Source organism: Novosphingobium sp. SG919 (genome assembly GCF_012932495.1).
Taxonomy (GTDB): Bacteria; Pseudomonadota; Alphaproteobacteria; order Sphingomonadales; family Sphingomonadaceae; genus Novosphingobium; species Novosphingobium rhizosphaerae.
This window is the reverse complement of record NZ_JABCNG010000001.1, coordinates 2081239-2102971: the sequence shown is the minus strand read 5'-3', so window position 1 is coordinate 2102971 and position 21733 is coordinate 2081239. Positions and strand designations below refer to the sequence as shown.

General features: G+C 65.4%; 20 protein-coding genes. 10 read left to right on the top strand and 10 right to left on the bottom strand.

The genetic code is table 11. The features are described 5' to 3' along the window. Nucleotides 1-37: 37 nt before the first annotated feature. Both FHT19_RS09345 and FHT19_RS09340 read left to right on the top strand, forming a co-directional pair. Entirely contained in the window at nucleotides 38-1237 is a 1200-nt protein-coding gene (locus FHT19_RS09345; RefSeq protein WP_169474700.1) for an MFS transporter, read from the top strand. Between the two features lie 35 nt (nucleotides 1238-1272). Next, nucleotides 1273-2985 carry a tannase/feruloyl esterase family alpha/beta hydrolase gene (locus FHT19_RS09340; RefSeq protein WP_169474699.1) on the top strand — a complete coding sequence of 571 codons (1713 nt, stop codon included), beginning with the start codon at nucleotides 1273-1275 and terminating at the stop codon, nucleotides 2983-2985. A 76-nt stretch (nucleotides 2986-3061) separates the two neighbouring features. Here the strand turns inward: FHT19_RS09340 and FHT19_RS09335 are convergent, their stop codons facing one another. Continuing rightward, the gene (locus FHT19_RS09335; protein ID WP_168555250.1) at nucleotides 3062-3727 is read right to left on the bottom strand and encodes an FCD domain-containing protein; all 666 of its coding nucleotides are present in this window, start codon (nucleotides 3725-3727) and stop codon (nucleotides 3062-3064) included. 146 nt (nucleotides 3728-3873) lie between these two features. On the opposite strand from FHT19_RS09335, the gene FHT19_RS09330 reads away from it, so the two are divergent. From FHT19_RS09330 to FHT19_RS09315, 4 genes are all read left to right on the top strand, one after another. Continuing rightward, nucleotides 3874-4875 carry an ornithine cyclodeaminase family protein gene (locus FHT19_RS09330; RefSeq protein ID WP_169474698.1) on the top strand — a complete coding sequence of 334 codons (1002 nt, stop codon included), beginning with the start codon at nucleotides 3874-3876 and terminating at the stop codon, nucleotides 4873-4875. 13 nt (nucleotides 4876-4888) lie between these two features. Continuing rightward, the gene (locus tag FHT19_RS09325) at nucleotides 4889-5899 is read left to right on the top strand and encodes a dihydrodipicolinate synthase family protein (RefSeq protein WP_169474697.1); all 1011 of its coding nucleotides are present in this window, start codon (nucleotides 4889-4891) and stop codon (nucleotides 5897-5899) included. A 65-nt stretch (nucleotides 5900-5964) separates the two neighbouring features. Continuing rightward, nucleotides 5965-7380 carry an NAD-dependent succinate-semialdehyde dehydrogenase gene (locus FHT19_RS09320; protein WP_282435864.1) on the top strand — a complete coding sequence of 472 codons (1416 nt, stop codon included), beginning with the start codon at nucleotides 5965-5967 and terminating at the stop codon, nucleotides 7378-7380. A 38-nt stretch (nucleotides 7381-7418) separates the two neighbouring features. Next, the gene (locus FHT19_RS09315; RefSeq protein WP_169474695.1) at nucleotides 7419-7949 is read left to right on the top strand and encodes a hypothetical protein; all 531 of its coding nucleotides are present in this window, start codon (nucleotides 7419-7421) and stop codon (nucleotides 7947-7949) included. Between the two features lie 58 nt (nucleotides 7950-8007). On the opposite strand, the gene FHT19_RS09310 is transcribed toward FHT19_RS09315, so the two are convergent. Genes FHT19_RS09310 through FHT19_RS09295 form a run of 4 tightly spaced genes read right to left on the bottom strand, consistent with a single transcriptional unit; the run spans nucleotide 8008 to nucleotide 11405 of the window. Next, nucleotides 8008-8814: a hypothetical protein gene (locus FHT19_RS09310; RefSeq protein ID WP_169474694.1), complete on the bottom strand. Its 807-nt coding sequence runs from the start codon at nucleotides 8812-8814 to the stop codon at nucleotides 8008-8010. Further along, complete coding sequence (locus FHT19_RS09305; protein ID WP_169474693.1) at nucleotides 8811-9854, bottom strand: Gfo/Idh/MocA family oxidoreductase; 1044 nt, start codon at nucleotides 9852-9854, stop codon at nucleotides 8811-8813. The genes FHT19_RS09310 and FHT19_RS09305 overlap by 4 nt, the downstream gene beginning before the upstream one ends. 22 nt (nucleotides 9855-9876) lie before the next feature. Beyond that, nucleotides 9877-10902, bottom strand: coding sequence for a Gfo/Idh/MocA family oxidoreductase (locus FHT19_RS09300; RefSeq protein ID WP_169474692.1), 1026 nt, complete (start codon nucleotides 10900-10902; stop codon nucleotides 9877-9879). Further along, nucleotides 10899-11405, bottom strand: coding sequence for a heme-degrading domain-containing protein (locus tag FHT19_RS09295; RefSeq protein ID WP_169474691.1), 507 nt, complete (start codon nucleotides 11403-11405; stop codon nucleotides 10899-10901). Before FHT19_RS09295 ends, FHT19_RS09300 begins: the two co-directional genes overlap by 4 nt. Nucleotides 11406-11620: 215 nt before the next feature. Here FHT19_RS09295 and FHT19_RS09290 point away from each other — a divergent pair, with 215 nt between their 5' ends. Together FHT19_RS09290 and FHT19_RS09285 are read left to right on the top strand one after the other, a co-directional pair. Further along, nucleotides 11621-12526 (top strand): TIM barrel protein, encoded by a 906-nt coding sequence (locus FHT19_RS09290; RefSeq protein WP_168555240.1) that lies wholly within the window; start codon nucleotides 11621-11623, stop codon nucleotides 12524-12526. Nucleotides 12527-12564: 38 nt separating this feature from the next. Continuing rightward, nucleotides 12565-12972, top strand: a complete 408-nt coding sequence (locus FHT19_RS09285) for a DUF6379 domain-containing protein (protein WP_169474690.1) — start codon at nucleotides 12565-12567, stop codon at nucleotides 12970-12972. Between the two features lie 118 nt (nucleotides 12973-13090). Here the strand turns inward: FHT19_RS09285 and FHT19_RS09280 are convergent, their stop codons facing one another. Then, nucleotides 13091-14005: a DUF1080 domain-containing protein gene (locus FHT19_RS09280; RefSeq protein ID WP_169474689.1), complete on the bottom strand. Its 915-nt coding sequence runs from the start codon at nucleotides 14003-14005 to the stop codon at nucleotides 13091-13093. A gap of 292 nt (nucleotides 14006-14297) precedes the next feature. Between FHT19_RS09280 and FHT19_RS09275 the strand changes: the two genes are divergently transcribed. Next, on the top strand, nucleotides 14298-14963 hold the full coding sequence (locus FHT19_RS09275) for a TetR/AcrR family transcriptional regulator (protein ID WP_248290350.1): 666 nt from the start codon (nucleotides 14298-14300) through the stop codon (nucleotides 14961-14963). A gap of 84 nt (nucleotides 14964-15047) precedes the next feature. On the opposite strand, the gene dld is transcribed toward FHT19_RS09275, so the two are convergent. The 4 genes from dld to FHT19_RS09255 are packed head-to-tail and all read right to left on the bottom strand — an operon-like array spanning nucleotide 15048 to nucleotide 19108. Then, nucleotides 15048-16718, bottom strand: a complete 1671-nt coding sequence (dld, locus tag FHT19_RS09270; protein ID WP_348982486.1) for a D-lactate dehydrogenase — start codon at nucleotides 16716-16718, stop codon at nucleotides 15048-15050. Nucleotides 16719-16756: 38 nt separating this feature from the next. Next, entirely contained in the window at nucleotides 16757-17521 is a 765-nt protein-coding gene (locus tag FHT19_RS09265; RefSeq protein WP_211184735.1) for an SDR family NAD(P)-dependent oxidoreductase, read from the bottom strand. Next, a complete protein-coding gene (locus FHT19_RS09260) occupies nucleotides 17518-18249 on the bottom strand; it encodes an SDR family oxidoreductase (RefSeq protein ID WP_169474688.1) in 732 nt (243 codons plus the stop codon). Before FHT19_RS09260 ends, FHT19_RS09265 begins: the two co-directional genes overlap by 4 nt. A 4-nt stretch (nucleotides 18250-18253) precedes the next feature. After that, complete coding sequence (locus FHT19_RS09255; RefSeq protein ID WP_169474687.1) at nucleotides 18254-19108, bottom strand: fumarylacetoacetate hydrolase family protein; 855 nt, start codon at nucleotides 19106-19108, stop codon at nucleotides 18254-18256. A gap of 385 nt (nucleotides 19109-19493) precedes the next feature. Here FHT19_RS09255 and FHT19_RS09250 point away from each other — a divergent pair, with 385 nt between their 5' ends. Further along, the gene (locus FHT19_RS09250) at nucleotides 19494-21701 is read left to right on the top strand and encodes a TonB-dependent receptor (RefSeq protein WP_169474686.1); all 2208 of its coding nucleotides are present in this window, start codon (nucleotides 19494-19496) and stop codon (nucleotides 21699-21701) included. Nucleotides 21702-21733 lie beyond the last annotated feature (32 nt).

Genomic DNA, 21733 nt, shown 5'->3' with positions numbered 1-21733 from the left:
CAGCACAAAACTCATGTAAACGGAACCCGTGCCACCCATGGCCACAACCCAGACCTGGTCCACCCGCGGCATCGCCGTGATGTGGCTGTGCTTTGCCCTCAACATGGTGGACGGCGTCAACGTCTTCGTTCTCACCTACGTCGCCCCTGCGCTCCAGCGGGCCTTTGGCGTTGGTGCCCCCGCGCTGGCGGTGGTGTTCAGCGCGGGCCTGGTAGGCATGGCGATCGGCGGGCTGGCGGTCGCGCCGCTGGCCGATCGCGTCGGGCGGCGGCCGGTGGTGCTCTTCGCGCTGATGCTGATGGCCGCCGCGATGATGGCGAGCGGGCTGGCCACCGGCATCGTCACGCTGGCGCTGGCGCGGATTTTCGTGGGTATTGGCATCGGCGCGGTGCTGGCCAGCATCACCGCGCTTTCGGCCGGGTTCGCGCCCGATGCGATGCGCCACGTGGCCACCGGCGTGCCCCAGGCGGGCTACCCGGTGGGGGCAACGCTGGCCGGCTTCGTGGTGGCCCGGCTCCTGCCGCTCCACGGTTGGCAGGCGATGTTCATTGGCGCCGGGCTGGTGAGCCTGCTGTTGCTCCCGGTGTGCTGGTATGCGCTTCCAGAGGCGCCGCGCGGCAGCGAGGAATTGGGGCGCCGTGAAACCGCCCAGGTTGGGATTGCAGCGGCGCTTGGCGGCCCGCGGCGGCGCAACACGATGCTTTTGTGGCTGTGCACGATCAACGGCTTCATGGCGCTCTATTTCATTGCCAGCTGGATCACCAAGCTTGCCATCCAGGCCGGCCTTGCCCCCACCGATGCGATCATTGCCAGCGCCATCTACAATGCCGGTGCTTTCGTCGGCACGATCGCGCTCAGCTTCCTTGCCACGCGCTGGAACCTCAGGTGGCTGATGTTCGCGATGCTGTGCGGCGCCAGCGTGCTCTTCGTGGTGTTCGGGGCCATGGCCATGCCGCTCGCCGGCGTGCTCACCGTCTGCTTCCTGATCGGCATCACGCTCCAGGGCGGCGTCAATTGCAACTATCCCCTGGCCGCCACGGTCTATTCGGCGCCCGTGCGCGCCACCGGCATCGGCTGGGCCATGGGGATCGGCCGCGGCGGCGCGCTGCTGGGGCCGATGATCGGGGGCTGGGCGATCGGGCTCGGCCTTCCGCTCGTGGCGATCTTCGGCATGTTCTGCCTGCCGATGCTGATCACCGGTCTATGTGCCCTGGCCATCCGCGAGGACCGACCATGACTTTCATTCCCGCGCGCTCGCAAAGGACTGTTCCCATGTTGAAGCGATGTTTCGTGCTGCTGGCGTTCGTGCTGGCGTTTCTGACCGCCGCAGCGCCGGCAACGGCGGCTGTTCCGGCCAAAGCACAGCCGGCTGCGCCCGGCCTTGCCAAACTGGCGCCCGTGGCGCCGGCGATCGATTGTGCGGCGCTGGCCAAGGTCGATCTCACCCGCGTGGCCGGTGCGACCACGCAGACCGCCGAGGTCGTTACCGGCACGCATCCCTATTGCCGGGTATCGGGCACGGTCGCGCCCGCTATCCGCTTCGAGGTGCGCCTGCCCCTGTCGGGCTGGACCCAGCGCTATCTCCAGACCGGCTGCGGCGGGCTTTGCGGAAACCTGCGCATCGATGCCGGCAAGGCGGATGGCTGCGTGCCGGTGACCGATGACGCCATCGTGCTTGCCAGCACCGACATGGGCCACCAGGGCATGGATGCCGCCTGGGGCGCCAACCCGCAGCAGCGCGAGGATTTCGCCTGGCGGGGCGTGCATCTCACCGCGCTGGTCGCCAAGGCATTGACCACGGCGTTCTATGGCCAGCCGCCCCGCTATTCCTACTTTTCCGGCTGTTCTGACGGCGGGCGCGAAGCGCTGATGGAAGCGCAGCGTTTCCCGCAGGATTTCGACGGTATCGCCGCTGGAGCCCCGGCGCTGCATTTCTCCGTGCAGAATTCGTTCCATCACGCCTGGCTGGCCCGCGCCAACACGGCGGCAGACGGGCAGCCCATCCTGCTTGCCGCAGACTTGGCCCCGCTGCATCGCGCCGCACTGGCCGCCTGCGATGGGCTTGACGGCTTGGTCGATGGCCAGATCACCGATCCACGCACCTGCCGCGTCGATCCTGGCGTCCTGCTGTGCAAGGGCGCCTACCAGCCCGGCCGCTGCCTGACCCTTGCCAAGATCGAAACGGCGCGCGCCATCTATGCCGGCGCCCGCACGGCAGAGGGTCAAACCCTTGAAGTTGGCCCGCTGATGCCGGGCAGCGAACTTGGCTGGGCCGGCGTCTTCGTGCCGGCAGCGCCTGGCGCGCCGCTGTTGAGTGCGATGATCGCCGGGCAGGCCATCAATCACCTGATCTTCGCGCCTGGCGCCAGTCCGGGCTTCACCCCGCAGACCTTCCCGTTCACGGCCGAGACGCAGCGCAACGAACAGGCAGCCCGTGCGCTTTACGACGCCGATGATCCACGCCTTGACGCGTTCGCGGCGCGCCGGGGCAAGTTGATCCTCTGGCATGGCTGGGCGGACCCGCATATCAGTCCGCTCAACAGCATCGACTATTTCGAACAGGTCGGTGCGGCGATGGGGCCCGATCGGCGCGATGCGTTTGCCCGCCTGTTCCTGTTTCCCGGCATGGGGCACTGCTCGGGCGGAGATGGGCCGAACACGTTCCCGCTCCTTGCCGCGCTGATGGCGTGGGTGGAGGGCGGCGCTGCGCCGGACCGGCTGGTGGCGCATCGCAGTTCACCCACGCAAGATGGGCAGCCCATGCCACCGGCGGGCCTCCGTCGGGGGGAAGGTGGTTTGCCGCAAGCCGGTGGCCCGGCCATGCCGCCGCCTGCGCCGCAAGCGTCTTCCCCCGCGCTGGCGCCGCGCAGCCGTCCCGTGTTCCCCTTTCCCCGCGTGGCCCGCTACATCGGCCACGGATCAATCGATCGTGCCAGTTCGTTTGCGCCGGCCTTGCCCGCCGCTCCGTCAAAGCCAACGGATTGAGACCGGCATGGGGGGAATGCGCTTGCGGCCTTACCGCGACGGCGGATGTCCCCTCTGCCCGCCTGGGGGCTGGGCGCTAGACTTGGCGCACCCCGAAAAGGTGGCGGCGCACGGCCACCAGGTGCTCGCGCATCGCCCGTTCTGCTTCCGCAGGGTCATGCTGGCGGATGGCCGCCACAACGTGGGCATGGTGCGCGTCGGTGTCGGTCTTGGGGCCTGGTTCCGCGCCGAAAACCTGTTCCAATCGCCGATCGAGCGTGGCTTTCATCTGCGTGCGCAGCGTATCGTACAGCAGCACCAGAAGGACATTGTGCGCCGCCTTGGCGATTTCGCGGTGCAGCCGTTCATCCAGCCGCTTCCAGTGAAGGAAGCTGGGTGGCTCGGCCATGTCGGCAAGGCAGGCGTCCATCGCAGCCAGATCTTCGTCGGTGGCGTGGATGGCGGCTTCGGCGGCCAGTTGCGGCTCCAGGATCAGGCGCGCGCCCAGGATATCCCCCACGCTGAATGACGCTGCGAAATCGCGCACTTCCACCATCTGGCGCGGCCCGATGAAAGTGCCCTTGCCGACATGGCGCCAGATCGCGCCTTCCTCCTCCAGCCGACGCAACAACGTGCGCAGCCGCCCGCGCGAGACGCCCAGCGTTTCGCCCAGGCGCGGTTCGGGCGGCAGCCGTTCTTCACCCCGCGCGGCTGTTTCATCCAGCAACGCGCGCAAGCGGGCAAGGTCTTCGTCTTCGGCCAAGAAATCCTCCGTAGCCACGCCGTATCACAGCCGGCCGCTGCACGATATCCAATCAATATGAAAATTGACACGCATCAATCACGGATATACGCCTGATCAAACCGGTCTGGACTCGGGTGTGGCCGGCACCACGAAAGGATCGCTTCATGCCGCCAGTGCCGCAAACCCTGCTGCTTTCGGACGCCGATGTCCGTTTGGCGTTTGACTGGGCGGCAGGGGTCGATGCCTTGGCGGCTGCCTATGGCGCGTCCGTGGCCGCGGCCCAGTTTCCACCGCGGACGATGGCGCGCGGCAATGGCTTGTGGCTGCGTACGCTGTCGGGCGTGCTGCCTGGCCAGAGGGTGATCGGCGCAAAGCTGATCGCCGCGTCGATGACGGCACAGGCCGCGTCCTATCTCATCCCGCTGTTCGACGGGGCGACCATGGCATTGACGGCATTGCTCGACGGCGCTTCCGTGACGGGGCTGCGCACCGCGGCAACGTCTGCGTTGGCGGCACGGCGGCTGTGCCGCGAGGTTGCGCCGCGCGTGGCGGTGATCGGTTCGGGTTTCGAAGCGCGCACGCATCTTGAAGCCCTGGCGCGTTCCGGCGCGCTGGGCGCGGCGCAGGTGTTCAGCCCGCGCGAAACGAGCCGCGCCACGTTTTGCCGAAGCATGGCGGAAAAGGGCATCGCGGTGACGGCTGCGGAAAGTGCCGAGGCGGCTGTGGCGCAGGCCGACCTGGTCCTCTGCGCGGCACGATCGCGCGATGAAAGCCCAACCGTGCTGGGCAACTGGCTGCGGCCGGGCATGACCGTGATCTCGATTGGATCGACCCTGCCCGAGCAGCGCGAACTCGATCCCGAGGCAATCGCCCGGGCGGACCTGATCGTCGCCGACATGGTCGAAGAAGTGGCAGATGACACTGGCGACATGATCGCGGCCAGCCAGGCGGGCGTGGCATTTGCCGACAAGCTGGTGAGCCTCGAGGCCGTGATATCAGGCACGCATCCGGGGCGCACGGCGCCAGACCAGATCGTGCTCTACAAGTCGGTCGGCGCCGCCATCCAAGACCTCGCCATCGCCGCGCTCTGCGTCGATCGGGCCCGTGCTGCCGGTCTTGGCACTTCCATTCCCGCTCCGGTCCGCCCGGTGGACAAGAGCAAGTAAGAGGACGGTCTCCATGCCCAGCTATACCCGCTCCGACGCCCGCGCCTGGGCGCGCGACAAGATGCTTGGCGTTGCCAACGTGGTCATCCCCACGATGACCGGCGATTTCAAGCGCCTCAACGAGGCCGCCGTGCGGCACGATGTGGAACAGACCATCGCGCACGGCTTCGTCGGCACCCTGGCCTGTTCGGAAGTGGCGATGACAATGGCGGAATACCGTCGCTTCGTGGAAGTGATGGTGGAGCAGGCCGCCGGGCGCATCTTCGTGGTGCATCATGCGGTGTTCAACACCCTTGAAGACAATATCGAGGCCGCCTTGCTGGCCCAGGCCGCCGGCGCGGAACTGGTTCTGCTCGGCTATCCGCCATATTTCTATCCGCAATCGCTGGAAGAAGTTTACGCCTATACCAAGGTGTTCTGCGATGCGGTGGACATGGCCGTGATGCTGTTCCCCATTCCCACCTGGGGGTTTGGCCGGTTCAGCCCGCTCGACATGCCGATAGACCTGCTGCGCCGCCTGGTCGACGATTGCCCGAACGTGGTGGCGATCAAGGCCGAAGGCGGGATGCCCCACATCATGGGGCCGATCGAGGTTCACCGCGCGTTCCATGATGAAGTCGTGATCTCTTTCCCGATGGAGCACGAATTCATCCCGCTGGCCCAACTGATCGACGTGCCGTTCTGCGGCACCAACTTCTCGGCCTTTTTCGGCCCGGTGCTCCCGCGGGTGTTCGCGTTGCTGCAAGCCCGGCGCTTTGACGAGGCGACCGCCGAATTTCATCGCATCGATCCCGCGCGCAAGGCGTTTGCCAGCGTGCCGCAGGCCGGCAACGGCCTGATCAACCGCATGATGTGGAAGTATGAAGGCTGGCTGCAGGGTTACAACGGCGGGCCACTGCGCCACCCCACCGCGCGCGTCTATCAGCGCGACATGGTCGCGCTTCGGCGGGGGCAGGAAGCGGCGGGGCTGCATCCCACCGCCGATGCCGACGCGCTGTTCTTCATCGGCCGGAACCCGGCGTGAAAGGAGCCCTTATGGACAAGCTCACTGTGCTGCCGCTCAAGGATGCCACGCTCCTGCGGCAGGCGATGCTGGTGGATGGCCAGTGGATCGGCGCCGACTGTGGCGAGACGATCGAGGTGCGCAATCCCGCCACCGGCGCGCTGATCGCCCGCGTGCCCAAGGGTGGCGCGGCCGAAACGCGGCGCGCGATCGATGCGGCGGCGCGTGCGCTGCCCGCGTGGCGTGCGGCGCTGGCCAAGGATCGCGCGGCCATCCTGCGCCGGCTGTTCGATCTGATGATCGCGAACATCGATGACTTGGCGCTGCTCATCACCTCGGAGCAGGGCAAGCCCCTGGCCGAGGGGCGGGGCGAGGTTCTCTATGCAGCCAGTTTCATCGAGTGGTTTTCCGAAGAAGCGAAGCGGGTCAACGGGCAGGTCATCCCGCAGAACCTGCACGGCCGCCGCATCTTGGTGCAGAAGGCGCCAGTGGGCGTCTTTGCCGCGATTACGCCGTGGAATTTCCCTGCCGCGATGATCACGCGCAAGGCGGGGCCGGGCTGGGCTGCCGGATGCACGGGCGTGATCAAGCCGGCCAGCCAGACGCCGCTTACCGCGCTGGCGCTGGGTGTGCTGGCCGAGCGCGCGGGACTGCCGGCCGGGGTGTGCAACATCGTCACCGGCAGTGCAGGCGCGATCGGTGCGGAATTGACCGCCAGCCCGCTCGTGCGCAAGCTGTCGTTCACCGGATCGACCGAAATCGGCGCGAAACTGCTGCAACAGTGCGCGCCTTCGATCAAGCGGACCAGCATGGAACTGGGCGGCAACGCGCCGTTCATCGTGTTTGACGATGCCGACCTGGAAGGCGCCATCAAGGCGGCGCTGGTGGCCAAGTATCGCAACAGTGGCCAATCGTGCATCGGTGCAAACCGCTTCCTGGTGCAGGCTGGGATTCACGACGCATTTGTCGCGCGGTTGGCAGAGGAGACCGCGCGGCTCAAAGTGGCCGCTGGAACGCAACCCGATGCCGCCATCGGCCCGCTGATCGACGAAGCCGCGCTTGCCAAAGTGGAGGAGCACATTGCCGACGCCGTTGCCAGGGGGGCGAGCGTGGCCGCAGGCGGCAAGCGCCACCGGCTGGGCGGCAATTTCTTCGAGCCCACCGTGCTGGCCGATGTGCCACGCGAAGCCAGGATATTCGGCGAGGAAACCTTCGGGCCGGTCGCCCCGGTGTTCCGCTTCGAAACCGAGGACGAGGCCTTGGCCTTGGCCAACGATACGCCCTTTGGCCTTGCTGCCTATGTCTGCGCGCGCGACGTCGGCCTCATTTTCCGTGTCGTGGAGGCGCTCGAATTCGGCATGGTTGGGGTAAACGAAGGCTTGATCTCCACCGAAGTCGCCCCGTTCGGCGGGGTCAAGGCTTCCGGGCTCGGCCGGGAAGGCGCGCAAGTTGGCATCGAGGAATACCTGGAGACGAAATACGTCGCGCTGGGCGGCCTCTGAGCGATTGGCGTTCGGGCACCACCGGCAAGGCGCGCGACATGCTTGTGCAATTGACGCGCGGCGGCCAGGTACGGTCGCTGTGCATGGCCGCCGTGCCGCGCGATCCGACGCAGAACATTTTCCTGCGTCCCGGCGATCTTGTCACCCTGGACCACGAACCGCAAAGCGTGGTCATGCTGGGCGGCACCAACAAGCAGAGCGAGGTGTTCTTCGGCAAGGCGCGGCTGACTTTGGCCGAGGCGATCTGCAATGGCGGCGGCCTCGCCGATCGGCAGGCCGACCCTTATGGCGTCTATGTCTTGCGGTACGAACGCGCGGATATCGCGGCGCGCCTGCGGACCGCACCGCTGCCCGACTACCTGACCCTGGGCGACACCGTGCCAGTGGTCTACCATGTGGACTTCCGATCGGCCGAAGGCATGCTGCTGGCGCAAAACTTCCAGATGCGCGACCTGGATATCGTCTATATGGCGACGTCACCGTCGGTGCAGATCGGCAAGCTGGCCGTCCTGCTAAACTCGGTCACGTCGATCTTCAAGTGCAACTCGTACAACGCGTTCAATTACTGACCGGGTATGGCCCGGGCCGCCCCGACCAGGGCGGCTGAGGCGGCGATGGGCGCGATCGTCAAGTCGCCTCGATATGGCGCGCGATCTGGGCGAGGGTGGCGAGATCATCGGTGTTGCCGCCGGCGCTGTCGATCAGGCCGGCAAGACGCAGCCAGGCCGCGCGATCGGCGCTTTCGTAATGCGCGGGAAGCGATAGCTCCCCCTCGCGCGTGGCGACCACGGCCAGGGCCGGGTCCCATTCGCTGCTATCGGGAAGCACGATCCGGCGCATGCGATCCAGGCTGTGTATGCGCAGGTCGCAGGTCAGCTGGCCGGGCGTTTCGACCGCCGTGAATGCGATCTGGGCACCGGCGCCGGCAAGCCGTCCACGCGCGATCGTGGCATTGGGCATGGCGCTCTCGGTCACCACGTGCTCCACCGGGCCCACAAGCGTCGTGACAAAGTGCAACTGGTCGAACAGGGCCAGCGCGTGCGACCGGGCAGAGCGGCCGGTCGTCATGCAATCGATCAGGACCGGTGCCTCGTCCGCACCGGCGGCCGAGCGCAACTGCGCGACCGTGGCGTGCGACGACCATTGGCCGCGCACAACGACCGTTGCACCTTGTGCCTGGGCGGCCGCGCGGACCTGCGCGATTGCAGTGGCCGGTGCCGGGCGGGGGCGATCGAGCACGATGCCCCGGGTGCCATGGGCAAGCGCGGCCAGGACAGCCGCGCACCAGTCACCGCCGCCGCTGATCGCCCGTGCCTGTGGAGGTTGCCCATTTGCGGCCAGGGCCAGCGTGTCGGGCAGGCTGGCAATAACGGTCGCCAGGACGTGGTCGGTTCCGGTGTCGGCACCGACGAGAATGGGGTGGTAAGCTGTCATGCGGCGTGCTCCATGGCCCAGGCGCTGCACCGGTCGGCCAAGGTCAGGGCCAGGTCGATGTCGTCGACCGCTGCGGCGAGGCCGTGCAGCGGCGCGGCGCCAGCGCAGACCACGTCGTGAAGCTGGACCCATTGGGCGAGATAGCCATTGGCCGTGACCGGCGGAACGATCGCCGTCCCACTTTCAGAAACCAGCGTAACCCGGCCCGATCCCGCGGGCACATACGATGGGGTGAAATCCACGCGCACTTCAGCGTCCGCGCCAAGAAAGGCCATCGACCATTCCGACCAGCGGTGGGTGTGAAGCGTTGCGGTCAACTGGACCAGGCGCCCGCCGACGGCGAGATGGATATCGTAGGCGAAGGGGGGCAGCGGCCGGGCCGACAGCACGCGCAGATCGCCCCAGTCCGGCACGATTTCCCGGATCAGCGGCAGTTCGTGCACCGCCAGCCCGATGATCGTGGCGCGCATGATCGCCGCCCGCACCGGCGCCACAGAGAGATCGAACGGCGGCGGATAGCCCTTGCGGCCGATAATCTGGCCGGACCAGTCTTCGAACAAGGGATTGGGCGGCAGCACGATGGTGGAGCGGATCATCGTGGCCGCCGCCATGTGATCGCGATGCCGTGCCAGTGCCGCCTGCCATGCCGGATCGTAGACATGCATCGTGCCGACCTGGACATGGCCACCGGTGCGCCGCGCGCAGTCGAGAATACGTTGCGCGTCGCCAGCGGAGGTGGCGAGCGGCTTTTCCACCAGCACCGCCTTGCCTGCCTCCAGCGCGGCGATCGCATGGTCGGCATGAAGGTCGGACGGCGAATTGATCGCGACCACCTCAACCGCCGGATCGGCCAGCAGGGCGTCCACGTCGGTACCGGCCCGCGCGCCGTGCCACGCGGCGACATGCGCGGTGGTCGATGCGGTGCGGCCGGCGATGTGAGCCACGCGAAACCGGTCGCGCAGGCGCAACAGGGTGGGCAGATGAAGCCCCTGGGTGACCGGCCCGGTGCCGATAATCCCGACACCCAGTATTCTTGACATGGCTTTCCTCCGAGGGCCGCGTCTATGTCGCGGCGGTGCCGTGAACGGCCGCCAGCCACTGATCGAGGATGTCGGCCGTGGCGATGCTGCTGGCCAGGTCCAACTGCGGATAGGACAGTTCACGGCGGCCTGCGGTGATCGCGGCGTTGCAGGCATCGAACTGGAAACTGTAAAGATCGCGCGGTTCGGTCAGCGGCAATTCCTCGATGGTGCCATCGTTGGCCACGTGCCGCACGATCTTGGTGCCGCCGGTCACCCCTGTGCCGAACCAGAAGTCGTCCACTTCGAGACGGCCACGGGTGCCGATGATCGAAAGCACGTTGTCCTGAACGAGTGCGATCGAGCACGAAACCTGCGCGACGATACCATTGGCAAAGCGCAGCAGGGCGCTGGATACTTCGTCCACCCCGGTCGGGCCGATCAGCCCCTCCGCACTGAGGGAAACCGGCTGCACGGCGCGGTCGGCCTCGCGATAGCCGGCAATCAGGCAGGCCATCGTCACCGGGTAGCCGCCGACGTCGAGGATCGCCCCGCCGCCCAGGTCCTTGGCGAACAGGCGATGATCGGCGCCGCCGGTGGGATGGGCAAAGCCAAAGCTGGACTTGATCAGGACGACGTCACCGATCGTGCCGCCGCGTACAAGATCGAGCAGGAACGTGGTGAGCGGGTGGTGGCGGTACATGTAGGCTTCGGCCAGGAACGTATCGTTGGCGCGGGCAGCCGTAACCATTGCGCGGGCTTCCGCCCCGTTCATCGCCATCGGCTTTTCGCTCAGCACGTGCTTGCCCTTCGCGGCAGCGGCGATGGCCCAGCGCGCGTGGAAAGGGTGGGGCGTTGCGATATAGATCGCATCGATGCCAGGATCGGCGAGGAGTTCCTCGTAATCGTCGAACACCCGAGCGCCGGGAAACGCGCGCCCGAGCCGCTCGTGATCGGGCGAACGCGATGCGACTGCGACGACTGCGCCTGACGCGCAGGCAGCGGCACTGCGGAAGAATTCGCGGGCGATCGTGCCGGGGCCAAGGATGCCCCAACGAACCGTGCTCATGCCATGGTCCTTTCGCAGCTGGCCTGATGGGCGCGCAGCGCGCCAAGCGCCTCGATCGCCAGGCGATGATCGTCTTCCTGCGGCAGCCCGCTGATGCCCAGCGCGCCGATCGTTCCAGTGCCGGCAAGGCGGATCGGCACGCCGCCGCCGTCCGCGATGTGATCCCGCAGATCGAGACCATGGCGTTCGAACAGGCCGGGCTCGCGCCGGAAGGTGAGGCCCAGGGCATACGTGCAGCGTTCGAAACGCATCACCAGCGCCAGCTTGCGGCGAAGCCATTCGCTGTTGTCGGCCGAGGCGCCGGGCAGGAGGCAGGCGAACAGCGTGGCCACGCCACGGCGGATCTCGATGGCGATGGGCAGGTTTTCGCGCGCGGCGCGCTCGCGCAGATAGCAGCCCAGCCACCAGGCATCGTCCAGGTCGAAATGCGCCAGTTCGAGCGCCGCGACTTCTGCTTCGATCCGCGCGATGGCCAGGTCGCTATCGTGGTGTGGCTCGTCCATGCTTGGTCCCCTTGGTACCCGTCCCGGTCCGGGCAGCCGTTATCTGATCATTGATTGAATGCAACTGGTTTGTCCAGGATCCTGCTGCGTTCGTTGGATTCAAAAGCCTTGCAGTAAATTTGATCGCCGATTAAATGACGCTCAGGGTCACCCGTCCATCGGCATGGAGCGGGACCAGGGAACACGGGGCTCGACACGGGCCCAGGGAGTTGATGATGACAGCCTCGTTCAAATATGGCGTTTCGCTTTACAGTTACACCGATGACTTCGGCACGATCATGGGGCTTGAGGAAGGCTTTGATGCCGTTGCCGGGACCGGTGCAACCGGGATCGAGATACTGGGCGAAGCGCATGTGAAAGGCTACCCCGAACCGTCGAGCCAATGGCTCGACACCTGGTTTCGACTGCTCGACCAATACCAGCTCGAACCGACCAACATGTGTTCCTGGGTGGACACGCGCCTGCATCTTGAACGCAATCTCACGGTCGAGGAAGGCGCGGGGGAACTGGAGCGCGACCTCACGCTTGCCCATCGCCTGGGCTTCAAGTTCCTGCGCCCGAAGTTCGGCGTGGTGACGTCCGATCTCGATCCCGATCCGATCTGGGAAGGCGCGGTCGAACGCGTGCTGGATCTGGCGCACAAGCTCGACATCGTGATCTGCCCGGAAATTCATGCACCTACGCCGATCAGCCATCGCGTGACGCAGAACTATATCCAGTTCATCGAGCGCACCGGCACGAAGAATTTCGCGCTGCTGATCGATTTCGGCATTTTCCAGGATCGCCCGCTGCCGTTCTGGCCGCAGGAAACGCCCGAGATGCGCGAATTCGACACCGCCTTTCTGAACGGCATCAAGGTCAATCCCGAGGAACTGCTCGATATCATCCAGTACGTGGCGTTCATCCAGGCCAAGTTCCACCATATCAACGATGATCTGGAGGATGAGCATATCCCGCTGCCCAAGGTCATCTCGGCGCTCAAGCGCGCCGGGTATTCCGGCTACTTGTCGAGCGAATACGAAGGCGTGCGCGATCCGTGGGTCGCGATCGACCAGGTTCGCCGGCAACAGTTGCTGATGCGCAAGCTCGAAAAGGATTTCGACGAAGGCCGCCTGGCCTGATCGCTCGATCCATCGCTCCAGATAACAGGAAATCACACATGTTGCTTGAACAAGCGCCGATCCAGAGCACGGGATTCAGGAACTATGGTCCCGTCGATGCGCGCGAAGGCTTTGAAATCCGCATCCGCACGCCCAACTACCGCGGCTTCCGCATCTCGCTGCTCGACGGGGTCGACGTGGCGGTCGACGGGGAACGCTTTGGGTATGAAAACAACCTGTTCGCGCTGAACGGGCAGACCTTTTCGCTCGAAGAACTGCGCGCGGCGTCCGACGTGCGCTGGGAACTGGGCGATCCTGCCACGATCATCGTGCCCCGGCCCGGCGGTCTCGAACCGGGTATCCACCAGGTCTACGTGGGCTGCCGGGTACGCTATCCCTATTTCCCGCCCAAGTTGCAGCCGCACACGATGCCTTGGAACCGCCTGCTGACGATCGTCCTGCCCTGACCGCCTTGGCCCCTGGGCACTGCAGGGCCCGGGGGTTGGCCGCACACGGCGTCGGAAAACAGAGAGGGGCTGGACATCGCGCGATGTCCAGCCCCTCTCTGTTTCGGTGCCGCCGTTGTCAGCGCTTGGCGATCACGCGTGGCAGGTGGCGGATCGGCTCGATCGTGACGTTGCGAAAGAATGCTTCGGCGCCTTCAGACTGCAACTGGATGCGCCCGTGCGTGAGGGGCTGGGCGGGAGAACCGGGTGTGGCGCGGGTGCGCATGCCGGTGGCCGCGAGAACCGGGACACCGTTGACCACGTGCACGGCGGCATCGCCGACGACGTAGAGGTCGATCGTGTTCCACTGCCCCAGCGGGCGTTCCGCGTCGGAAGCGGCATCGACATCGAAAGCGACGTTGCCCACCTCGGCCGGCGTGCCATCAGGCATGAAGCGACGCCACGGATAGGGGATCGTGCGATCGCTGCCGACCGTCGAGCGGGCGCTGACGTTCCAGAAGATATCATTGAACGAGGTTGCCTTGCTCGAATCGCCGGGGGTCAACAGCATGCCAAAGTGCTGTGGCACGAGTTCGAATTCGATCGAGGGGCTCCAGGTCTTGAGGAACGAGCCCTGCTGGCCATGGGCGTGATAGAGAATGCCATTGTTGCGCGGGATCGTGCCGAGCTGCCAGGTGCCCCACTTGAATTCGGCATGCAGGTGATAGGCGTGATAGTCGCCCTTGGTGATCAAGGCGCCAAAGATCTTGCCGCTGACGCGCAGCGCCGGGCGCCCGTCTTCCTGCACCACGCTGAAAACGCCGGTGGCGTCGCGGTTGAGGCCGATCGGGCGGTCCTTGGTGAAGGCATAGGTCATCATCGGTTGGGGCACGCCGAGCCAGGAATCCCACCCATCGAGATTGCGCCCGTTGAACAATGCAATGCGGCGGCCGGCGGGCTTGGGAATGCTGACCAGCGTGAGTGGTTGTGCCCGAAACGGCTTGTCCTTGGCCACAATCGCCTGCTGTTCGGGGGTGGAGCCATCCGGGGCCATGGATTGCGCCGCAGCCGGAGGCGACGCCGCAATCTGGGCAAGGCCGAGGGCGAGCGGAGCGACGGAGCGGAGGCGGTGTGATCGGAACATCGAATAGGGTCCTGTCATCATCGGACGGCTAATGGCCCGGCAGGGCGGCGGTCGGGGCGGGCGCCGGTGGCGTAAGGCAATCTCTCCCGGCGGACCCTCGGTTTAATCAGTGATTACATTGCGGGCAAGGGGCCAATTTCCGCGACTTGCGCGGCATGGGGCTATGCCGTGATCAGATGGTCGCTGGCATTGCCGGCGTTTGATGATAGGTAAGGACCGGAAAATTCAGAGGGACGCCATGAGCGAGAAAAAGCCGTATCATCGGGAAGATTTGAGAAACGATCTCCTCAATGTCGGGCGCGAATATGTGAAGCAAAACGGCCACATCAACCTGTCGATACGCACTTTGGCCCAACAAGTGGGCGTATCACCCGGCGCCCCGTACTATCACTTTCCCGATCGTCGCTCGTTCCTGCTGGCACTGGCCAAGGAAGGATTTCGCGACATGCTGGCGGGCACTACGATCGTCGTTGCCAGCAAGATGGCGCCCGAGGAAAAGCTGCGCCGCATGGGGGTGTTGTTCATCAAGTTTGCCGACGACAATCCAAACCTGATCGACTTGATGTACGAGAGCGAGTTGACCATGCCGACGCTCGATCCCGGCCTGCTCGAGTTCCAGCTGATGGGCCACGATGCGCTGCGTAGCCAGATCGTGGCGGCATTGCCCGGCATTGCGGATGCGGAGGCCGATGTGCGCAGCGTGGCGTTCTGGTCGGGCATCTATGGCTTTGCCACGATGCGCCGCAAAGGGGTGATCCGTCCCCATGATCCGCGCACGCTGCCCTCGGTTGATATTGCCGAGGCACTGGTGGATCGCTGCCTGCTGTCCGCGCTTTCCGACGGTTTGCCAACGTCAACGCATTCCTGAGCGCGGCTTGGCAAGAGGACCGACGCGACAGGGGCAGCTCCTCGCATGGCCGGACAGCCTTAAATCAAATGAGAAATCGGCCGATTAGCAGGCGGTTCGGCAGGTGTGCCCGATGCCCGGATTGAGATGGTTGCCGGGGTCGAGCGCGGCATAGTGGGCGGCCAGCGCGGGCTTGGCATGATAGAGATGGCCGACGTTGTGTTCGGCTGGGTATTCCGCCCCGCGCGCGTCGAGCACGGCCCACATGCGGTGTTCGGTTTCCAGTGGGTCCACCCCCTGCTTCAAGATGTAGTCCTGATGGAACACGTGGCAGAAGAAGTGCCCGTAATAGAGCGCGATTTCGATGCTATCGGCGATTTGCGCCGGCAATTCCTCGCGCCACTGGCGATCGTTGCGGCGCAGCGCGATATCGAGCGCGATGATCTCGCCGCAGTGGCGGGCATGCATGATCCGATAGCGGATCGCGGCGCCTGCCACGGCGAAGCGGTGCAGGAACGCCTTGCGCGCTTCCAGCGGCGTGCAGGCGAACATTGCCCCCGTGGCGCTGGGGAACATGGTGTCGAGCACGGCACGCGCCTCGGCAATGCCTGGTCCGGCCATCTTGAGGATGAGATGATGCTCGTAGCGGTCGCGCCAAGCACGCATCCGCGGGGGAAGATGCTGGGGCAGCAGGCGGCTGATCCCCTGCATCAATTTATCCGACAGGTGATCGGGCAGGATGCGCATGCGCCGCGCCCAGCCATCGACGGCTGCCTTGAGCGCGAACAGCGCGGGCAGGCGGTCGGTGCCGAGCCGCTCGATCGCGACGAAGATATCCTTGCCGTATCGCTCGGCGACATCGAAGGCATCACGGTGGATATATTCGCCCGAAACCGGCAGGTCGGCGCATTCGGCGAGGATACGCCCGCGCAGCGTTTCCAACTCGTCTGGATCGTTGGTGCCGATGTAGAACGTGGCGGCATCGGCTTGCTGCACAAAGGTATCGAGCCGCACGGCCAGGACCATGACTTTGCCGGCGCTGCCCGATGCTTCGAACAGGTGGCGCGGATCGGCGTTGAAGCGTGCCGGCGTGGGGGCATCGATGGCCCGCACCGTTTCGGCATAGCCGCGCGCGGACGCCGCGCGGCCTTCGTCACGCACAAGGTCGTCGGTCAGTTCGCCCCTGGCCAGGGTTTCGAGGACGGCACGCGGATCGGTGCCCAGCGCGATGCCAAGGTGATTGACCAACTCGACCCGGCGATCCGCGGTCACGCGCGCAAACAGGGCATATTCGGTGTAGGCCGGGCCACGCTGCACCAGCGCTCCGCCAGAATTGTTGCAGACCCCGCCCACCACGGAAGCGCCCAGGCACGAGGAACCGATCACCGAATGTGGCTCCCGCCCAAGGGGCGCCAGCGCCCGTTCGAGTTCGAACAAGGTGGATCCGGCCAGGCAGACGACTTGCGCGCCGCCGCGCACCACATGGACGCCCTTGATCCGCATGGTGTTGATGATCACCACGGGGCGATCGTATTGGCCATCGGGTGTCGAACCGCCGGTGAGCCCGGTGTTGGCGGCCTGGACGATGACGATCACGCCCGCGGCGATGCAGGCGCAGAACGCATCGTACTGTTCGAGCGGGGTGCCGGGGCGCACCACCGCCAGCACCTCGCCGCCACCATGGCGAAAACCGGTATCATAGCGGCGCGTGCGGCTGCGCCCGGTCAGGACGTGCCGTCGCCCGACGATGGCGCGCAGCGAATGAACAAGCGAGATGATCGATCTCCGGCAGTCTCGGCGGGGCGGTTCGCGCCTCAGGAATAGGGCCAGGCGGCGCGCGAGAACACCCCGCCGTCGACCCACAGGGTCTGGCCGGTAACATACCGCGCGCCCGGGCCGGCGAAGAACAGCACCGGCCCGGCGATATCCTCGGGCGTGCCGACACGGCCCAGCGGTGTTATCGGCGCCCAACTCGCGGCGTAGTCGGGCGCTTCCTCGGCGGTTCGCTCGGTCGCGATCGCGCCGGGCGCCACGCAATTGACGGTGATGCCATAGCGGCCCAGCTCGACCGCTGCGGACTTGGTGAATTGCTCGATTCCGCCCTTGGAGGCGGTGTACGACACCAGGTTGGGGAAGGCGAGCTTGTTGCAGCCCGAGCCGATATTGACGATCGCGCCACCTTGGCCGGCCTCGGCCATGATGCGGCCGACGACCTGGGTGTGGAGGAAGCAGCCCTTGAGATTGGTGCGCAGCACATCGTCCCACTGTTCCTCGGCAAGATCGAGCAGCGGCGCCCAGGCCTGGATTCCGGCGTTGTTGACCAGGAGACTGGGCGGCTGCCCAGCCCAGGCGATGGCGGCGCCAACGAACGCTTCCACTTGCACCTTGTCGCCCACGTCGCAGGCCAGGGCGCGTGCGGCATGGCCACGGGCAACAAGGTCTTGTGCCAGGGCCTCGGCCGGTGCGGGCGACGCGCGGTAGCTGAACGCCACGGCATAGCCGGCCTCGGCCAATGCCGTGACGAGATGGTGGCCGATCCCGGTGCTGCCGCCGGTCAACAGGGCCAGGGGTTTGCTCACAGGCTCATTCCTCCATCGATGACCATGTTGCTACCCGACATGAAGCGGGCCTCGTTGCTGGCGAGCAGGACGGCCGCGGCCGCGATTTCGGCTGCCTCGCCCAGGCGCCCCATCGGCTGGCGCGCCACGAAGGCGCTGCGCGCCGCTTCGGCATCGCCGGTTGCGGCAAACCGGTCAAGCAGCGAGGGCGATTCCACCGTGCCGGGGCTGATCGCGTTGCAACGGATGCCATCGGCGATGAAATCGCGCGCGACGGCCATGGTCAGGCCGATCACCGCAGCCTTGGTGGTGGCATAGGCACAGCGATTGGGAGCGGCCATCACCGAGGATACCACCGAGGCGATGTTGATGATCGAACCCTCGCGCCTTTGCAGCATGCGTGGCAGGAATGCCTGGATGGTGCGCACCATCGACGTCACGTTGAGATCCACGCTGCGCGCGAAGTCGGCCATCGAGCAGTCTAGGATCGACCCATTGGCGACATAGCCGACGCAGTTGACGAGCACTGCGCAATCGGGCCATTCGGCCGCCGCCTGTACTACCGCGCGGTCATCGGTGACATCGAGTGGCATGGCGGTGATCGCCGGCGAGGCGAAGCTTTCGGAAAAGCGCAAGTCGGCGGCCGCAACCCGCGCGCCTTCGGCGGCGAAGCGATCTGCGATGGCGCGGCCGATGCCCTGCGCCGCCCCGGTGACGAAGCAGGTCTTTCCTGCCAGGCGCCCGGCCATCGCCTCAGCGCCCCTCGTTCCAGGCGATGACCTTGTGCTTCTGGGTACCGAGCTTGTCGATGCCCAGTTCGATCACATCGCCTTCCTGCAGGTAGACGGGGGGCTGCTTGCCCAGTCCCACGCCCGGCGGGGTTCCGGTGGTGATGATATCACCGGGTTGAAGCACCATGAACTGGCTGAGATAACTCACGATTGTGGCGCAATCGAAAATCATCTTCGCGGTGTTGCCGGTCTGCATGCGCTGCCCGTTGACGTCGAGCCACATGCCCAGTTGCTGGGGATCGCCCACTTCGTCTGCCGTGACCAGCCATGGGCCGATCGGGCCAAATGTTTCGCAGCCCTTGCCCTTGTCCCACGATCCGCCGCGCTCAAGCTGGAACGCCCGCTCCGACAGATCGTCGCACAGCAGATAGCCGGCAACGTGGTCGAGCGCCTGCGCGGGATCGACGTAGGACGCGCGCGAGCCGATCACGATGCCCAGTTCGACTTCCCAATCCATCTTTTCCGAATTGCGCGGACGGCGCACCTCGTCGTTCGGGCCCTGGATGCAGGACACCGCCTTGGTGAACACGACCGGTTCGGCAGGGATCGGCATGTTCGATTCCTCGGCATGGTCGGAATAGTTGAGGCCGATGGCGATAAACTGTTGCGTGCCGACCAGTGGCTTGCCCAGGCGCGGCGTGCCCGGAACGATCGGCAGCGATGCCATGTCGAGTTGGCTAAGCCATTCCAGGCTCGCGCGGGAAAGCACATCAGGGGTGATGTCGGGGACATGGGCCGCAAGGTCCCGCAGCGCGCCTTCCCGGTCGACGATGCCGGGCCTTTCCTGGCCTAAGGGGCCGAACCGAACCAATTTCATGGTGATCTCCGCGATGGGGTCGCTAGGCTGAGCGGCGGGGCGCCGGTCTTGCGCCTATTGAACGTATCTAATCAATGATCAGGCGTGGCGCATAGCCAAAAGCCGTGGTGAGATAAAGGCGCTTTCTTCTTTTGTTGGGAGCGGGCGCTCGTGGCGAACAGAAGCGTCCGGAGCGCTCTGCCGCAATGGCACTTGACGCGTCTGGACATCAAATCTAATCGACGATTAATTATGAAAGCGCGGACACGGTGATTCCTCGCGACGCGATCCTGCAGTCTTCGGATTTCCTGCAGGTTGCCCGCCGGCCCTTAGTCCGCCCGTGGTCGCCGCGGCCTGGTTCCGGGCCTCGGCGGCGAACCGATAAATTCAACCTAGGGAGGGGTTTGTGGACAGGTCTTTGATCAAGCTGATGGCTGGCGCCGCGTGTCTTTGGGGTATGGCTGGCCATGCCGAGGAAGCGCCGGCCGATGGCAGCGGATCCGTGCCGACGGGTGACATCATCGTCACCGCCAACCGCGTTGCCTCGAGCGCCCAGAAAACCCCGATCGCGCTGACCGTGTACAACGGCGATCAACTGGCGGCCGCTGGCGTGACGAGCGTGGCCGCCTTGCAGCGGATCGATCCCAGCGTGAACTTCACGGCCCGCAACGGCACTGGTTATGTTGCCGTGCGCGGCATCGCATCGACCGACGTGACGGAAATCGGTGACCCATCGGTGCCGATTGCGCGCGATGGCTTTTTCACCAACCGGTCCTATTCGATCAACACGTCGATGTACGACTTGCAGCGCGTGGAAGTGCTGAAAGGGCCGCAAGGCACGCTGTTCGGGCGCAATTCGACCGGTGGCCTGATCAGCCTGATCACGCGCAAGCCGGGCAAGACGCTGGGTGGCGACGTGGCGATCGAAGCCGGCAATTTCGGTGCGATCAACGTGGACGCCGGGGTGGACCTTCCGGTGAGCGACAAAATCCAGCTGCGCTTTGCCGGCATTTCGCATCGCCACGATGGCTATCGCAATCTGACCGTGCTGGGCGGGCGCGGCGATGACGATGCGACGCTTTCGGGGCGCGCCACGCTGGCGTTTCAGCCCTTTGCCAATTTCGAGGGCCTGATCCAATACCAGCACGACAATATCGACGACGTCGGTGACGTTGCCTTGTCCGGCGCGGTGGGGACGGTCTTGACCAACTATGACGCGCGCACTTTTGCCAATTACGTGCCCACTTCAAATCGCCTGATCGGCAATCGCGTGCGGTGGGAATTCACGCTCAGCGGTCTGCCGCTCGATTCCACGCTGACATATGCCGGTGGCTATGATGCGCAGGACTGGCGCCACAAGCTGGATGCCAGCGGGTCGGCAACGTCGCGGGCCACGTTCTATCAGGCCGAAGCGCCCCGAACCTGGAACCACGAGGTGCGGCTTGCCACGCCGCAGACCAACCCGCTGGCGGTTCAAGTGGGCTTCTTCCACTTCCAGGAAGCCAACACGCTGCGCAACGGCTTGCGGGAACTGAGCGGGACATATGCCGGGCAGGATCTGATCGCATTCGACTATGCCATCAAGACCAAGTCCGATGCCGTGTTCGGCCAGGCGAATTACCGCGTGACCGAGCAATTGCACCTGACGGCGGGCGTTCGCTACACCCACGACGTCAAGCAGCGCACCGGCCAATCGGCGCTGCGGTGCGATATCGCGGGCATCCCCGCATTTGTCTGGCCATTCGTGCCCTGCGTGGGGACCTTGCCCACGTACTATGGCCTGGGCAACGGCTATGTCTCGCAATCCAAGCCGACCTACCTGGCTGGTTTCGATTGGACGCCCACCAATACCAACATGGTCTATGGGAAGTTCTCCACCGGCTACAAGTCGGGCGGGTTCAATTCCAACGGCTCGGCGCCTTCGGTGGATTATGGCCCGGAAAACGTGACGGCGTGGGAACTGGGGACCAAGAACCGCTTCCTTGGCGGCGCGGTCACTTTCAATGCCGACGTGTTCTACCAGACGTATACCGGCTACCAGGCTTCGCAGGCGACGCCGGCGGTTTCAAGCGGCAGCGGGGTCTTCAACGTGGGCAATGCCAAGATCTATGGCGCGGAAGCCCAGCTTGTCGTTGCCCGCGGCGGCCTGCGCCTGGATCTCAATGGCACGTATCTCCACACCCGCTTCGGCTGCGGCACGGCGGCCATTTTGACCACCGACCCGGCGACCGGCGGCAGCGTGTCGCGCAACGTGATCGGCAATCGCCTGCCCAATGCGCCAGCGCTTTCCGTATCCGCCGGGCTTGAATACAAGATCGACATGGGTGGCGCGGGTTCGTTGACGCCGCGGATCGATGGCAAGTTTAGCTCGGACTACTACTTCGACGTGTTCAACAACGCCGATACCCGCCAGGCGGACTTTGCCATGGGCAACCTGTCGCTGACTTATGCCCCTGCAGCCAAGGGCCTGACCGTAACCGCGTTCGTGCGCAACTTCACCGACAAGGTGGTGTTCGCCAATGCCCAGCGCAATTTCACGGCAACGCCTTACATCAACGCCTATCAGTTCATGCCGCCGCGCACGTATGGCCTGCGTATTGCCTATAGCTACTGATCCCGGCAGCGCCCGCTACCATGGTTGCCATG